Here is a 15,433-nt window from a genome sequence, read left to right as displayed (position 1 = left end):
TCACTCCGACACCGCCGTGTAGCGGTAGGTCTCCCCGTCGCCCTCGTCCGGTTCCTGCGGCTCGGAGACGTCCACCTCGACGCCGGGCAACGCGGCGACCACCCGGTCGGCGGCCTCCTCCGACAGGTAGTGGTGGTGCAGGTCGAGGGCGGACAGGTGGGTCAGGGACTGCCCGGCGAGCAGCGCGGCCAGCCCGTCGTCGGACAGGGTGCCCAGCGACAGGTCGAGCCGCTCCAACCGGGGCACCACGGCGGCGGTGGCGAGCGCGGCGGCCAGCTCGTCGGCGATCTCGGCGTTGCGCAGCCCGAGCCGGCGCAGCGCCGGGAAGAGCGTGCCGGCCAGCAGCGCGTCCAGGTCGGCCACGGTGGTGTCCCCGCCGTAGTCGTCGGTGCCCAGCCACAGGTCCAGGTGGTGCAGCGCGGGCAGCTCCGAGGCCAGCACCGCGGCGACGAACTCCCGGGACAGCCCGCCGCTCTGCACGGACAGCGTGCGCAGCCGTTCGTGCCGTACCGGGGAGAAGCTGAAGTCCTCGCCGCCGCGTACCCGCAGCACCTCCAGCTCCGGGTAGGCCGTCAGCAACGGGCTGACGTCGCCGACCCGCATCCAGGAGACCTCGCACTCCTCGGTGACCATGTCGCCGAGGAACAGCGCCCGCAGCCGGGGCAGCCGGTCCGCCGCCGCGCAGAGCTGCTCGATCGGGGCGTGGTGGAACGCCGCGTATCCCCAGGCGCCGACGACGAGCGCCTCGACCCGGTCACCGAGCTGCTCGACGAACCTGTCGAACCGGTCCCGGAACTGTTCCGACAGGACGTCCTGCCGGGGGTCGCCGTCGAAGTGCCAGTCGGCGATCCGCCAGCAGACCGGGCCGTCCACGACGGGTGGCGGCCCGTCGGCGGGGAACTCGACCACCGGCCGGCCGGCGAACGTCTGCGCGTGGGAACCGAACGTCATCGCCGCTCACTCCCCGACCGCGGTGAACCGGTAGACCGTGCCGTCGTACTCGTCCGGTTCCTGCGGCTCGGAGACGTCGACCTGGACGCCGGGCAGCGCGTCGGTCAGCCGCTGCGCGACCTCGGGGGAGAGGAAGTGGTGGTGCAGGTCGAGCCGGCGCAGGTGGGTCAGCGGCTGCCCGGCCAGCAGCGCCTCGGCACCCGGGTCGGTGAGCACCCCCATCGACAGGTCGAGCACCTCCAGCCGGGACACCACCGGGGCGGTGGCCACCGCCCGCGCGACGTGGTCGGCGAACTCGGCGTTGCAGACCGCCAGGTGCCGCAGCGCCGGCAGCCGGTCGCCGGCCAGGACGGCGGCGAGGTCGTCGGTGCCGGTGTCGCCGCCGTAGTCCTGCCGACCGAGCCACAGGTCGAGCCGGCGCAGGGCGGGCAGGTCGCTGTCGCCCACCGCGCGGGTGACCTCGGCCGGCAGGCCGCCGGTCTGGAAGCCCAGTTCCCGCAGACCGGTGTGCCGCACCGGTCGCAGGGTCAGCTCGTTGGCCCCGCGTACCCACAGCGTCTCCAGCTCCGGGTAGGCGGTCAGCAGCGGGGTGAGGTCGCCGTGGGTGAGCCAGGAGATCTCGCACTGCTCGCTGACCAGGTCGGCCAGGAACACCGCGCGCAGGGCGGTCCAGTCCTCCGCCGCGTCGGCCAGCAGGTCGACCGGGAGCGCCCGCTCGTACGCCGACCCCCACTCGCCGATCACCAGGGCGCGGACTGCCTCGCCCGGCACCTCCGTCCGCAGCGCCGTGACCAGGGCGGCGAACTCCTCCGGCTCGGCCTCGAAGTCCTCGACCTCGAGCCGCCAGGCGACGGCCGACGGGTCGTCGGGCAGGGTCATCCCCGGTGTGAAGGGGACCACCGGCATTCCGGCGAACGACGACATGTGCGAACGGATCACGCCTACCTCCGGCTCGACTGGTGTGACAGCGGCGCGACCGTAACAGGCCCGCCCGACAGGATGATCAGCGCCGGGTGACCGGACCGGGCGCGCACCTACCAGGGGTGCCCGGCCGGTGACGCTTTACAGCGGAAGTCGGGTGTGGCAGGCTCAGGAAAGCGCTCCCACGGCCGTCCGTGTTCGGATACCCCTGGGGAGTTCGCTCGTGAGAAATCGCACCCGGCGGGTGGCATCGATCGTCGCCACCGCCGTCACCACCACCCTCGTCGCCGGTGTCGTCACCGCCGTGTCGGCGCAGGCCGCCGCCGGCTGCCAGGTCACCTACCAGGTCGGCGCCCAGTGGGCCGGCGGCTTCACCGCCGCCATCACGATCAGGAACCTGGGTGATCCCGTCAGCGGTTGGCGGCTCGGCTGGAGCTTCCCCGCCGGGCAGGCCATCACCAGCGCCTGGGGCTTCACCGCCAGCCCGGCCAGTGGCGACGTCGTCGCCACCAACCTCGACTACAACGCCGCCATCGCCACCAACGGCAGCGTCGACGTCGGGTTCAACGGCACCTGGACCGGCAGCAACCCCGACCCCGTCGGCTTCACGCTCAACGGAACCGCCTGCACCGGCACGACCACCCCCACCACCGCACCCCCCACCACCGCACCCCCCACCACGCCGCCGGTGACCACGCCCCCGCCCACCACCGCGCCGCCGACCACGCCGCCGGTGACCACCGCGCCGCCGACGACGCCGCCGCCCAGCGGGACGCCGACGGTGGCGGCGGACGGCAGCGGCAGGTACCGCACCGTGCAGGCCGCCATCGACGCCGTACCGGCGAACAGTTCGGCCCGGGTCACCATCACCATCAAGCCCGGCACCTACCGTGAGGTCGTCCGGGTGGCCTCGAACAAGCCCAACGTCACCCTGCGCGGGCTCGGCTCGGGGCCGTCGAACGTGGTGCTGGTGTACAACAACTCCGCCGGCACGCGGAAGCCGGACGGGACCACCTACGGCACCTTCAACAGCGCGAGCATGTTCGTCGACGGGGCGAACTTCGTCGCCGAGAACCTCACCATCGCCAACGACTTCGTGGAGAACTCCTCGGGGGTCGACCAGCAGGCGGTCGCCCTGCACCTGAACGCGGACCGGGCGGTGCTGCGCAACGTCCGGCTCCTCGGCGACCAGGACACCTTCCTGGTCAACGACAAGACCCGGGCGTACGTGGTCGGCTCCTACGTGGAGGGCACCGTCGACTTCATCTTCGGCGGCGGCACGATCGTCATCGACAGCTCCTCGATCTACGAGAAGCGGTCGACCGGCGGACCGATCACCGCCGCCCGGACGCCGGCCAGCAAGACGTACGGGATGCTCATCTACCGGTCGACGATCACCGGGGCGACGAACAACACCACCCAGCTCGGCCGCCCGTGGGGGCCGGACGCCCAGGTCCTCTACCGGGAGTCGACGCTCAGCGCGACCATGAAGACCGCCCAGCCCTGGACCGACATGTCCGGCAACGTGTGGCAGAACGCCCGGTTCCGCGAGTACCGCAACACCGGGCCCGGTGCCGGCACCAACGGCAACCGTCCGCAGCTCAGCGACGCCCAGGCGGCCACCTACACGCCGCAGCGGTACCTGGCCGGCAGCGACGGCTGGAACCCGATGTGAGCGTCCGGCCGACGGTGGACGAAGGCCACCCGGGGTGACACCGGTCCCCGCGTCGGGTGCCGGCGCGGGGACCGGGACGGTCCGCGGCACGGGCCGGTCAGCCGACCGACCGGCCCGGCCCGTGCCGCCCGGCCGCACAGGTGCCCTCGCGCCCCTCGACGAGGACGCGGCGCAACCGTTCCCCCTCACGGCGGCTGGCCGGGTACTCGGTGACCGCCGTGGCCAGGCAGACCAGGGCGAGCCAGGCCAGTGCCCGCAGGGCGGGGATGGCGGCGGTGGCCGGCAGCAGGGCGGGCAGGTCGCGGCGGCGACCAGCCGGGGCCAGATCAGGTTCCGGCAGGTGCCGGCTGGGCCGCCACTGGAACGCCGCATGGGCGAGCAGGAAGGTGACCACGCCGCCGTACAGGGCACGGCGGCTGCCTCAGGACGTACGGACGCCTTCGGTTCCCCCTGCTGAACTGGGCAAACGCGCATAGCCGGGGGTGGCCGTCGGGGCCGGTCGGTCGATCGCGGCAGTAGCAAGACCTTGCGGATCATTGCCGGCCGATGTCGAAAAGTTTGCCGCAAGGTCTTGCAAAATCTTTCATCGATGCCGCATCGTCTTTCCACCGGACAGCCGTCCACCCCGCACCGCGACCCTTCGACCCCCGGAAGTAGGTCCACTCCCGATGTCCGTACCCCGCGTCCCCCGGGGAACCCGTCTGCGACGGGGCCTCCTCGCCCTCGCTGTCACCGCCTCCTCTCTCGCCGCGCTGAGCGCGCTGCCGGCCACCGTCCCCGCGTCCGCCGCCGTCGCCCTCAACGACAGCGAGGTCACCGCCAACCTGTGGGAATGGAACTGGCGCTCCGTCGCCGCCGCCTGCACCGACCACCTCGGCCCGGCCGGCTACGGCGCGGTCCAGGTCGCCCCACCGCAGGAGTCGGTCAGCCTGCCGAGCAGCGCCGACGGCGTGCACCCCTGGTACGAGGTCTACCAGCCGGTGTCCTACCGCCTGGAGAGCCGGTTCGGCACCCGGCAGCAGTTCGCCGACATGGTGACCGCCTGCCACGCCGCCGGGGTGCGGGTGTACGTCGACGCGGTGGTCAACCACATGGCCGGCGCCAACAACCCCGAGTCGGTCGTCGGGTACGCCGGCACCGACTTCTCCGGCCCCGGCTACAGCTTCCCGGCCGTGCCCTACGGCACCGGCGACTTCCACCGCCCGGGGGACAACTGCCCGACCTCCGGCGCGATCAACGACTGGAACAACGAGGCCCAGGTGACCAGCTGTGAGCTGCTCTCCCTGACCGACCTCTACACCGAGAAGGACGCCGTCCGCACCAAGATCGCCGGGTTCCTCAACGACCTGGTCGGCCTGGGGGTCGACGGGTTCCGGGTGGACGCGGTCAAGCACGTCCGGAAGGACGACTTCGCCGCCATCCTCGGCAAGGTGCGCAACACCACCGCCGAGAACAAGCGGCCGTACGTCGCCCAGGAGATCTTCGACGGGGCCAGCAACGACGCCCTCAAGGCCCGCGCCTTCACCGGCAACGGTGACGTGCTCGACTTCGGGTACGCCAAGGGCCTGAAGTCGGCGTTCCAGGGCTCGATCGCCAACCTGGCCAACGTCGCGAGCTGGAACCTCGACGCGCCGAGCGCCAACGTGTTCGCCATGGTCACCAACCACGACCTGGAGCGCGACGGGGTGGTGCTGTCCTACCGCGACGGCAGCGACTACGTCCTGGCCAACTACTTCGCACTGGCCTACCCGCACGGCAAGCCGTCGGTCTACGACAGCTTCACCTGGTCCAACCGCAACCAGTCGCCGCCCGCCGACGGCAACGGCTACGTCACCGACACCGTCTGCGGCGGCAGCTGGAACTGCCTGACCCGGTCCACCGGGATCAAGGGCATGGTCGGCTGGGCCAACACCGCGAAGTCGGTCCGGACCGTCTCCGACTTCACCGTGGTCAACAGCAACGTCATCGGCTTCCACCGGGGTGACCGGGCCTGGATCGGGATCAACGACTCGGGGTCGGCCAGCACCGCCACCTTCGCCACCGGCCTGGCCGACGGGTCGTACTGCGACGTGATCTCGGGGGCGCGGGGCACCACCGGTTGCACCGGCACCACGGTGGCCGTCAGCGGCGGGCGGGCCACCGTGCGGATCCCCGCCAACGGCGCGGTGGCGCTGCACGCCAACGCGAAGGCCGGCAGCACGCCGACGCCGACCGCGACGCCCACCGCCTCGCCGACGTCGACCGCGACGCCCACCCCGACCGCTCCCGCCGGCACGGTCGCCACGACCTTCACGGTCACCGCGTCCCTCGCCGACGGCCAGGACGCCTACGTCGTCGGCAGCGTGCCGGCGCTGGGCTCGTGGAGCCCGGCCGGCGCGGTCAGGCTGACGGCGCAGGGCGGTGGGGTCTACCGGGCGGTGGTCAACCTGCCGGCGGCCACCACGGTGGAGTTCAAGTTCCTCAAGAAGACCACGGCCGGTGCGGTGACCTGGGAGTCGGGGAGCAACCGGACGCTGACCACGCCGACCGGCGGCACCTCGTCGGTCACCGACACCTTCCGGGGTGATCCGGCCGGTACCCAGGGCGCGTCGTTCACGGTCAACGCCACCACCTCGTACGGCCAGAACGTCTACCTGGTGGGCGACGTCGCGGCGCTGGGTTCCTGGAACCCGGCCAACGCGGTGGCCCTCTCCCCGGCCGCGTACCCGCTGTGGCGGGCCACGGTCACCCTGCCGCCGAACTCGACGGTCGAGTACAAGTACCTCAAGAAGAACCCGGACGGCACGGTGGTCTGGGAGTCCGGTGGCAACCGCAGCGCCACCATCGGGTCCACCGGCTCCTGGAGCGCCAACGACACCTGGCGGTGACACCGGCGGGACGCGGCGGCCGATCCCGTACGGGGGTCGGCCGCCGCGCCGTTCCGGCACCGGGAGCCAGCCCGGCGTCGGTGCCAGTCCCGGGTGGCACCACTGGCCGACCCGGGTCGGGGGCAAGTTGACGAATGTCGATACCTCCTCGTATCGTCCGGGAAAGCGCTTTCTCATTGCCCGTCCGATCCCCCCGCCACCGTCGGAGGTACGCCTCATGCGCCCGTCCCGCCAGCGCCGGCTGGCCCTGCTGCTCGCCGGGGTGCTCGTCCCCGTGACCGCCCTGCTGCTCGGACCGGTCACCCCCGCCTCGGCCGCCACCCTGTTCAGCGACGACTTCACCGACGGGAACACCGCCGGCTGGTCGAAGTCCGGTGGCAGTTGGGGCGTCGTCACCGACGGCTCGCCGGCCCTGCGGCAGTCCAACGCCGACAGTGACAACGCCCGGCTCTTCGCCGGCAGCACCGGCTGGACCGACTACACCGTCCAGGCCCGGGTGAAACCGCTCAGCCTCGGTGCCGCCGGCCAGGTCGGCCTGCTGGCCCGCGCGTCCGGGGCGACCCGCTACTACCGGCTGGCACTGCTCTCCGGCGACCGGGTGCAGTTGCAGGCGGTGAACGGTGGCGCGGTCACCGTCCTCGCCAGCGCCACCCGTACGGTGACCACCGACACCTGGTACACCCTCGCCGTCGAGGTCGCCGGCACCACCGTGCGGGGCAGTGTCGACGGCGTCCTCGTCGGTCAGGCCACCAGCCCGCTGATCCGCGCCGGCCGGATCGGGGTGCAGACCGCCACCGCGACGGCCTCCTTCGACGACGTCCTGGTCCGGGACGGCGGCATCGCGCCCACCACCGCGCCACCGAGCCCCACCACCCCGCCGACGAGCCCCACCACCGCCCCGCCGAGCACCCCGCCGCCGACCACCACCACGCCCGCACCTACCACGGTCCCGCCCACCACCCCGCCGGCCACGCCGCCGCCGACCAGCCCGCCGCCCGGAGCCGTCGTGCTGGTGGTCGCCACCGACGGCGACGACGCCGACCCCGGCACGCTGGACCGACCGTTGCGCACCATCCAACGGGCACACGACCTGGCCCAGCCCGGCACCACCATCGCGGTGCGCGGCGGCACCTATGCGCCGACCAGCACCATCAAGATCCTCAAGGACGGCACCTCGTACCACCCGATCACCCTGACGAACTACCAGGGGGAGAAGGTGGTCATCGACGGCGAGAACATGCCGTACACCCCGGGTGCGGTGGGCTCCAGCATTCCCCGCGCCGACCGGGGCGCGCTGCACGTCGAGGCGGACTGGTGGCGGTTCATCGGCCTGGAGATCGTCCACGGCCCGTACGGGATCTTCGGCGTCGACACCAACAACGGCAGCTACGAGCGCCTGGTCACCCGGGACAACTACGAGTCCGGGCTGCACCTGCAGGGCGCGTCCAGCGGCAACCGGATCGTCGACCTGGACAGCTACGGCAACCGGGATCCCCGCAAGAACGGCGAGAGCGCCGACGGGCTGGCCATCAAGGAGGGCTCGGGCAGCGGCAACGTGGTGCGCGGCGCACGGCTCTGGCGCAACTCCGACGACGGGTTCGACGCCTGGCTGTTCCTGTCACCGATCCTGATCGAGGACAGCGTCGCCTACGACAACGGCTACAACTACTGGAACCTGCCCGACTACGCCGGTGACGGCAACGGGTTCAAGCACGGCGGTGGCAACGACCCGCGCCCGGCCGTCGACCACGTCACCCGCAACAGCATGGCCTGGGGAAACTCGGCCGGCGGCTTCATCGACAACGGCAACCCCGGTGCGCTGGTCTTCGAGCGCAACACCGCGTGGCGCAACGGCAAGGCCGGCTTCGACGTGTCCCGGTCCGCCTCCCGGCTCAGCCGTAACCTGGCGGTCGGCAACACCCCCGACGTCGTGCCCGGCTCCTCGACCGGGACCGACAACTCCTGGAACCTCGGTGGCACCTGGCCGCTGGCCAGCACCGACCCGACCACCATCACCGGCCCCCGGGCGGCCGACGGGTCCATCCCGACGTCGGACTTCCTGCGCCCGGCCGACGGTGCCGAGGTGGGTGCCCGGCTCTGAGCCACCCGGTCGCGCTCCCGCCCGCACCGGCGGGAGCACGACCGCGCCGCCTGCACCCCTTGGCCGACCGGACGCCCGGGCCGGTGCGGCGGCCCCGGTCCGGGCTCAGCGCCCCTGGAGGGTGCGGACGTTGTCGCCGAAGGTCCAGCCCTTGGATCCGTCCCAGTTGACCGACCAGGTCATCAGGCCCTTCAGACCGCCCCGGTAGGTGTTCCACGCCTGGGCCACCGAGGCCGGCGCGAGGTAACCGCCACCGGCACCGGGCTGGGCGGGCAGGCCCGGGACCTGCCGGTCGTACGGAACCCGGATGGTGGTGCCCTGGACGACCAGGCCGGCGTCGAGGCAGTCGGTCTGGGCGGTGAAGCCGGCGACCGTCCCGGCCGGGTACGAGTCACCGGCGCAGCCGTACATGCTGCCGTTGTAGTACTGCATGTTGAGCCACCAGAGCCGTCCGTTGTCGACGTACCGCTTGATGACCGGCAGGTACGCCCCCCAGATGGAGCCGTAGGTGACGCTGCCGCCGGTGACGTACGCGGTCTCCGGGGCCATGGTCAGGCCGAACCCGGCCGGCATCTGGCCCAGCACCCCGTCGATGATGCGGACCAGGTTCGCCTGTGAGGTGGACAGCCGGGTGATGTCCCCGCTGCCGGTCAGCCCGGTCTCGATGTCGATGTCGATGCCGTCGAAGTGGTACCGCTTGAGGATCGGCACCACGGTGGCGACGAACCGGTCGGCGACGGCCGCCGAGCCGAGGTCGATGCCGGCGGTGGCCCCGCCGATCGACAGCAGCACGGTCAGCCCGGCGGCCTTGGCCTGGCACATCTCGGTCGGGGTGGGCACCTTGACGGTGGCGTCCATGCCGTCCTCCCAGAGCACCGTGCCGTCGGCGCGGATCACCGGGAAGGCGGCGGTGACGACGTTGTAGCCGTGCCCGGTGATCCGGGGGTCGGTGATCGGGATCCAGCCCAGCGGCGGGTGGACGCCGTTCGCCGCGCCGTCCCAGTTCTCCCAGTAGCCCTGGAGCACCTTGCCGGCCGGGCGGGGCTTCAGTGCGCAGCCCGTGCCGTCCGGTGGCGGTGTCGTCGTGCCGGGGGTGGCGGTGGGCGACGGCGTGCGGGTGGGCGTCGGGGTCGGTGTCGGGGGCCGGGTGGGCGTGGCGGTCGGGGTCGGCGACGGGGTGGGGGAGGGGGTTCCGGCGCAGACGCCGAGGTCACGCCAGAGGGCCGGCACGGCCGCCGGGTTCCAGCCGGCGCCGGCCGGCGGGGTGTGGGTCACCAGTGACTCGTAGAGGTGGCCGAGGTAGCTGACCCGGGTGCCGGCCGGGTAGCTGACGCCCTCGGCCCAGGCCGGTGCGGAGCAGGCGGCCAGGGCGCTGGCGGCCCCCGTGGTGGCCGGTGCGGCGAAGCCGTTCGCGGCGGGCAGCGCGGCGGCGAGCAGCACCGCGCCGCCGGCCAGCCAGGCGGTCGTCCCGGGTCGAAGTCGCATGACATACCTCCTCGTCGATGGCCGGGAGGTTATCAGTTAACTTTGTTTAATGTAAATGCCTGACGTCGTGGTCAGGGGATCGGGTTCCAGCCGTCCACGCCGGCCAGGTACCGCTGCGGGGTGTAGGTCGGGGCCTGCTCGTCGGTCAGCTGTGGCCGGTCGGCGGTGACCGTCGACCCCGGCCCGCTGTTGCGGTACTCGGCGAACCGGGCGTCCCGCCACGAGAAGCCGGACATGTCGGTCCAGGGGGAGTCCTTCACGTGCGCGCCGAGCACGCTGTCGCGGACCACCACCTGCCCGATCGCGTTCACGTCGCCGCTCGGGTGCCACGGCCGGCCGAGGTGCACGCTCTGCGCCGCCGCCGCGTCGGTGGTCAGGGCGCACCCCGTGAAGAGCAGACCGTACGGATTGCCGATCATGGTGGAGGCGGCGGTGACGTACCCGTTGTTGCTGGTCGAGCCCCGGTCGAGGGACCGGATCTCACAGCGGTCGAAGACGCCGGTGCCCCGCCCGAAGATGAAGTCGACGTCGCCCTCGACGTAGCAGTCCCGGAAATACGCCCGGCCGACCGCGTCGACGCCGGCGCTGTTGTGGTAGAGCGTGTCCTGGTTGCCGAGGAACCGCACGTCGTCGAAGACCAGCCGGTCGGCCCGGGTCAGCACGGCCACCGCCTGTTCGGCGCTGTAGTCGTGCGCGGCCTCGTCGAAGTCGTTGGCGAAGGTCAGGTGCCGGGCGGTGAAGTCGTTGCCGTCGATGGTCACCGAGGCGCTGCCCGAGGTGCCGTAGGTGCCGCCGCCCGGCTTGGGGGTGCCCGAGGCGTTGTCGTAGACGATCACCACGTCCCGGGCGTCGCCGGTCGATCCGACGAACGACACGTACGGCTTGCCGGCCGGGACGGTCACCGTCTCCCGGTAGGTGCCCGGCCGGATGAGGATGGTGTGCCGGCTCGCGTTGCCCACCGGCACCGCGTCCACCGCCGCCTGCACGCTGGTGAAGTCCCCGCTGCCGTCCCGGGCGACCACCGACCCGCCGGTCGGCGGGGTGTCGGACGGGGTCGGGGTCGGGCCGGTGGGGGACGGGGTGGCCGTGGGAGTGGCGGTGGGGGTGCCGGTGGGGCTCGGGGGAGTGCTGGTCGGGGCGGGCCCGCCCCGGGTCACCAGCACGTCGTCGAACCGGGCGGTGGCATTGCCGGTCTGCACCCCGATCCGCCCCGTCGCGGTCAGCGTCCCGGTGCCGGAGCCGACCGGCACGTCGTCGACCCAACCGCGCACCACCGTGCCGGCGACCTCGATCCGCAGGGTGTGCCAACCGCCCACCGTCACCGGGTGGGACACCGAACCCAGCGGGGTGGTCCGGCCGCTGCGTACCGCCTCCAGCCGGACCTGGTCGCCGACGAGCAGGGCGAGCCGGTAGTAGCTGGTCGCGCCGCTGGCGCGGGCCAGCAGCGCGACCATGCCGTTGCCGGGCAGGGTCAGCGGCTTCACCCGCGCCTGTACGGCCTGGTCGGCCCAGGACGCGCTGCCGGCGAACAGCTTGGCCTCACCGGTGCCGCCCCGGGCCTGCTGGAGCGCCGGGCTGTCGTCGGCGGCCACCGACCAGGTGCCGCCGGACCGCGACCAGCCGGCGAGGTCGCCGTCGGTGAAGTCGTCGCTGAACAGGGTGGCGGCGTGGGCGACCTGTGCGCCGCCGAACGTGGTCAGGGTGAGCAGCGCGGTGGTGAGTGCCGCGGCGGCGGCGACGGCGAGCGGGCGGCGGTTGCTGCGCATGGCGGACCTCCGGGGACGGGGTGGAGGTGCGTGACGGTGTGTGAAAGCGCTTTCCCGGCGCACCGTAACCCCGTCCATGCGTGACTGTCAATGCGCCCCGCCGCCCCGCAGGCCCGCCGCCCCGCCGGTCGACGTGGTGGACGCGGGGTCAGCGGGAACCCGCCGGTTCCCGGTCGGGCAGCTCGAACAACTCCAGCGGGATGCCGTCCGGGTCGCGGAGGTAGAGGATCTTCGTTCCGGCCAGCGCCCCCACGTCCATGCCCTCCCCGTCGCCCAGCACGACCGGATCGGCGTTGACGTGCACGCCCCGCTCCACCAGCTCGCGGTGCGCCGCCTCGAGGTCGTCGACCTCGAAACACAGGTGGATGACACCGACGTCGCAGTTGCGCCCGCTGAACGGCCGCGGCCGCGGGGTGTCGTACTGGATGAGTTCCAACAGGACGTTGTCGCCGGCCAGCGCGAACGACGCCCGCATCGACGGGTTCTCGACCTCCACCACCGCGCCGAGCGCCGGATTCGAGGCCGAGATCGTGACGCCGTTCGGCGCGATGCCGAGGACGTCCTCGTACCACCTCATCGACCTGGCGAGGTTGCTGACCGGTACTCCGATGTGGTTGACCCTGGTCACTCTGCTCATGATCACCATCATCGGTGGGGGTGCCACCCGGAGGAAGGCACGGATCTTCCGCGTACCGCGGGTACCACCCGCCCCCACCCGGCCGGTGGCGGATCATGGCGTACATGAACGAGCTTGGTGCGGCGCTGCGGGCCTGGCGGGACCGGGTGGACCCGGCCACGGTCGGACTGGTGGGCGGCACGGCCCGCCGCGTCGCCGGGCTGCGGCGCGGCGAGCTGGCGATGCTGGCCGGCATCTCCGTGGAGTACGTGGCACGCCTCGAACAGGGGCGGGCCGCCACGCCCTCGTCCCAGGTCTGCTCGTGCCTGGCGCGGGCGTTACGACTCTCCACCGAGGAGGAGGCGCACCTGATGCGGCTCGCCGGCTTCGCGGCGGCCCCGGCCCGGATCCCCACCCTGGTCCCCCGCAGCCTGTGGTGCGTCGTGGACCAGCTCGGCCACACCCCGCTGGCCGTCTACGACGCCGCCTGGCGGCTGCTGCACGCCAACCCGCTGTTCACGGCGGTCTTCGGTGATCCCGCCGACGCCGACGACCGCAACGCGATGATCGTCCAGTTCGAGTCCCGCAACCACCGGGTCCGCCAGACCGACGCCGAGCGGGCGTACTTCGAGCAGTCGTTGGTCGCCGACCTGCGCGCCACCAGCGCCCGCTATCCGCACGACCCCGACGTGGCGGCGCTGGTCTCCCGGCTGACCGGCAACGAACGGTTCCGGCGGCTGTGGGCGCAACGCGAGGTGGCCGCCCACGAGAGCGCCCACAAGACCGCCGTACACCCGGACATGGGGGCCATCTGCCTGGACGCCAACGTCCTGACCACGCAGGACACCGACCTCCGTCTGGTGGTGCTGACCCCGCGGGCCGGCACCGACGCCCGGGAGAAGCTGGACCGCCTGGGGTGACGGGACCACGTCAGCCCCGAAGGGGCGTTCCCGGCCGCCCGTCGGCGACGACTCACGGCTGCCCGCGCCGCCACTGCCGGTCGGGCAACGCGCGGGTCGTCTCCTCGGCCGGTATCCGTTCCTTCTCGGCCTGGGCGAGCAGCCGTCGCCTGGCCGCCTCGTGCTCCGCCGCCTGGATCTGCTCGCCGCGACTCGACGTAGGTTCCCGCTGTGCACTGTCCACCCTGTCCTCCTTGGTCGGGACGCGGCGGTGCCCGGCCGGGTGGCCGACGCGTCGAACGAGGGCGCGACTCCTGGCCGGAACGGCAGTTGTCCTGCGAGCACACCCGGTATCAGCATTCAGTGACGGTTCGGTCACGGTGGAGCGGCGGGAGGTCCGCCAGCCCCGTGCGGACAATGCGCAGCGAGCGACCTCCGCCTGCTCAACGAGCTGACCGTCCGAGTGACGTGTCCCGGGTCGCCGGGCCGGTACGCAGATGCTGCACGCGCGGGTGGCGTCAGTCCTCGGTCTGCGGGCCGAGCAGGCGGATCTCCTCGATGTCCAACGTCGCCTGCACCTCCCGCAGCACGCTGTCGTCGATCTCGTTGCGGTCGCGCAGCCGGGTCACCTCGCGCCGCTTGTGTTCCAGCACCCCCAGCCGCAGCCGGGTGTCCAGTTCCTGGACCCGGTCGGCCTCCCGACCGCCACCGCTCGCCGTCACCAGGTCCAGATGCCGCTGGTAGTCGGCGCGCAACCGGTCCACCGCCGCCGCGTCGACGTCCAGGTCGGCGGCGACGTTCGGCAGCGCCGACAGCGCCGCCTCGGTGGCCCGGCGGTGGGCGTGCCGGACCTCGTCGCCGCGCGTCTCGTCACCGCGCAGGCCGGCCCAGCGGGCCACCGCCGGCAGGGTGGTGCCCTGCACCAGCATGATCGACACGATCGCCACGGCGGTGCAGAAGATGATCAGATCCCGTTCCGGCACCGGCGCGTGGGTGGTGGCCGTGGTGACCGGCACCGCGAGGGCGGCGGCCAGCGACACCGCACCCCGGAAACCCGCCCAGCCGGCCGCCACCCGGACCCGCCGGCTCACCGTGGCGCCCCGGCCCACCACCGGCAGGCCGTACGAGAACAACTGCAACCAGACCAGCCGGACGACCACCACCACCAGGGTCACCGAGGCGGCGATGGTCACCGACCGCCCGGTGGAGATGCTGGTCACGTGGTTCACCGCCCGCGGGATCTGCATGCCGAGCAGCACGAACAGCGCGCCGTTGATCAGGAAGGTGGACAGGTCCCAGAAGGCGTACGCCAGCACCCGGGACCGGGCCCGGATGATCCTCGGGCTGGCGTACGACAGCAGCAGGCCGGCGACCACGACGGCGAGTACCCCGCTGGCGTGCACCACCTCGGCGAGCAGGAACGCGGCGAACGGGGTGAGCACGCTCAGCGCGCCCTCCCGCAGCGGGTCGTCCAGGCGGCGGCGGATCAGCACCACCACCAGGCCGACGACCAGCCCGGCGGCGATCCCGCCCCCGGCCGAGCCGACGAACCGGCCCAGGAACCCGAATACCCCCGGCGCGGCGCCGCCCACGATCAACCCGACCGTCACCGAGAACAGCACCAGCGCCGTACCGTCGTTGACCAGGCTCTCCGCCCGCAACGTGGTCAGGATACGGCGGGGCATCCGCTTCGCCAGGCCGGCGACCGCCGCCGCGTCGGTGGGGGCGAGCACCGCGCCCAGCACCCAGGCGGCCTGCGGGCTCATCCCCAGCGCCTTGGCGGCCAGCGCCACCGCCACCATCGTCACCACCACCAGCGCCACCGCCAGCGAGGCGATCACCAGCAGGTTCGACCGGATCTCCCGCAGGCTGATCACCAGGCTCTCCCGGTAGAGCACCGCCGGCAGGAAGAGCAGCAGCACCACGTCCGGCTGGAGCACCACGTCCGACAGGGGCGGCAGCAGAGCCAGCAGGCCGCCCATGGTGATCAGCAGCACCGGCGGGGCCACCCGGTACCGGCCGCCGATGGTGGTGCCGACCAGCACGGTGGCGGCCAGCACCACGATCAGGACCAGGACGTCCACGGCACCCCCCCGCCTCCACCCGACATGCTGGTACGAAGTCGGCGGTGGCGCGGGGGGAATCCGGGATC

12 protein-coding genes are annotated in these 15,433 nt (G+C 72.7%); 4 read left to right on the top strand and 8 right to left on the bottom strand.

The window, feature by feature from the left end:
- Together O7612_RS15980 and O7612_RS15975 are read right to left on the bottom strand one after the other, a co-directional pair.
- Window positions 1-951: an STM4015 family protein gene (locus O7612_RS15980; protein WP_282265207.1), complete on the bottom strand. Its 951-nt coding sequence runs from the start codon at window positions 949-951 to the stop codon at window positions 1-3.
- 6 nt (window positions 952-957) lie between these two features.
- Window positions 958-1,890, bottom strand: a complete 933-nt coding sequence (locus tag O7612_RS15975) for an STM4015 family protein (RefSeq protein ID WP_282265206.1) — start codon at window positions 1,888-1,890, stop codon at window positions 958-960.
- Between the two features lie 205 nt (window positions 1,891-2,095).
- Here O7612_RS15975 and O7612_RS15970 point away from each other — a divergent pair, with 205 nt between their 5' ends.
- On the top strand, window positions 2,096-3,547 hold the full coding sequence (locus O7612_RS15970; protein WP_282265205.1) for a pectinesterase family protein: 1,452 nt from the start codon (window positions 2,096-2,098) through the stop codon (window positions 3,545-3,547).
- A gap of 97 nt (window positions 3,548-3,644) precedes the next feature.
- On the opposite strand, the gene O7612_RS15965 is transcribed toward O7612_RS15970, so the two are convergent.
- Window positions 3,645-3,941, bottom strand: a complete 297-nt coding sequence (locus O7612_RS15965; protein WP_282265204.1) for a hypothetical protein — start codon at window positions 3,939-3,941, stop codon at window positions 3,645-3,647.
- 274 nt (window positions 3,942-4,215) lie between these two features.
- Here O7612_RS15965 and O7612_RS15960 point away from each other — a divergent pair, with 274 nt between their 5' ends.
- Together O7612_RS15960 and O7612_RS15955 are read left to right on the top strand one after the other, a co-directional pair.
- Window positions 4,216-6,414: a carbohydrate-binding module family 20 domain-containing protein gene (locus O7612_RS15960; protein WP_282265203.1), complete on the top strand. Its 2,199-nt coding sequence runs from the start codon at window positions 4,216-4,218 to the stop codon at window positions 6,412-6,414.
- A 217-nt stretch (window positions 6,415-6,631) separates the two neighbouring features.
- Window positions 6,632-8,515, top strand: a complete 1,884-nt coding sequence (locus O7612_RS15955) for a LamG-like jellyroll fold domain-containing protein (protein WP_282265202.1) — start codon at window positions 6,632-6,634, stop codon at window positions 8,513-8,515.
- 105 nt (window positions 8,516-8,620) lie between these two features.
- On the opposite strand, the gene O7612_RS15950 is transcribed toward O7612_RS15955, so the two are convergent.
- The 3 genes from O7612_RS15950 to O7612_RS15940 form a co-directional block, all read right to left on the bottom strand.
- The gene (locus tag O7612_RS15950) at window positions 8,621-10,000 is read right to left on the bottom strand and encodes a glycosyl hydrolase family 18 protein (RefSeq protein ID WP_282265201.1); all 1,380 of its coding nucleotides are present in this window, start codon (window positions 9,998-10,000) and stop codon (window positions 8,621-8,623) included.
- 71 nt (window positions 10,001-10,071) lie between these two features.
- A complete protein-coding gene (locus O7612_RS15945; protein ID WP_282265200.1) occupies window positions 10,072-11,766 on the bottom strand; it encodes a pectinesterase family protein in 1,695 nt (564 codons plus the stop codon).
- Window positions 11,767-11,914: 148 nt separating this feature from the next.
- Entirely contained in the window at window positions 11,915-12,403 is a 489-nt protein-coding gene (locus O7612_RS15940; protein WP_282265199.1) for a VOC family protein, read from the bottom strand.
- A 104-nt stretch (window positions 12,404-12,507) separates the two neighbouring features.
- On the opposite strand from O7612_RS15940, the gene O7612_RS15935 reads away from it, so the two are divergent.
- On the top strand, window positions 12,508-13,302 hold the full coding sequence (locus tag O7612_RS15935) for a helix-turn-helix transcriptional regulator (RefSeq protein ID WP_282265198.1): 795 nt from the start codon (window positions 12,508-12,510) through the stop codon (window positions 13,300-13,302).
- A gap of 52 nt (window positions 13,303-13,354) precedes the next feature.
- Here the strand turns inward: O7612_RS15935 and O7612_RS15930 are convergent, their stop codons facing one another.
- Window positions 13,355-13,525 (bottom strand): hypothetical protein, encoded by a 171-nt coding sequence (locus tag O7612_RS15930; protein ID WP_282265197.1) that lies wholly within the window; start codon window positions 13,523-13,525, stop codon window positions 13,355-13,357.
- A gap of 274 nt (window positions 13,526-13,799) precedes the next feature.
- Window positions 13,800-15,365: a Na+/H+ antiporter gene (locus O7612_RS15925; RefSeq protein ID WP_282265196.1), complete on the bottom strand. Its 1,566-nt coding sequence runs from the start codon at window positions 15,363-15,365 to the stop codon at window positions 13,800-13,802.
- Window positions 15,366-15,433: the final 68 nt, after the last annotated feature.

The sequence above is a fragment of the Micromonospora sp. WMMD987 genome (genome assembly GCF_029581435.1).
Classification (GTDB): domain Bacteria; phylum Actinomycetota; class Actinomycetes; order Mycobacteriales; family Micromonosporaceae; genus Micromonospora; species Micromonospora rifamycinica.
Note: the sequence above shows the minus strand (reverse complement) of the source record. Positions and strands in the feature narration are given on the sequence as shown.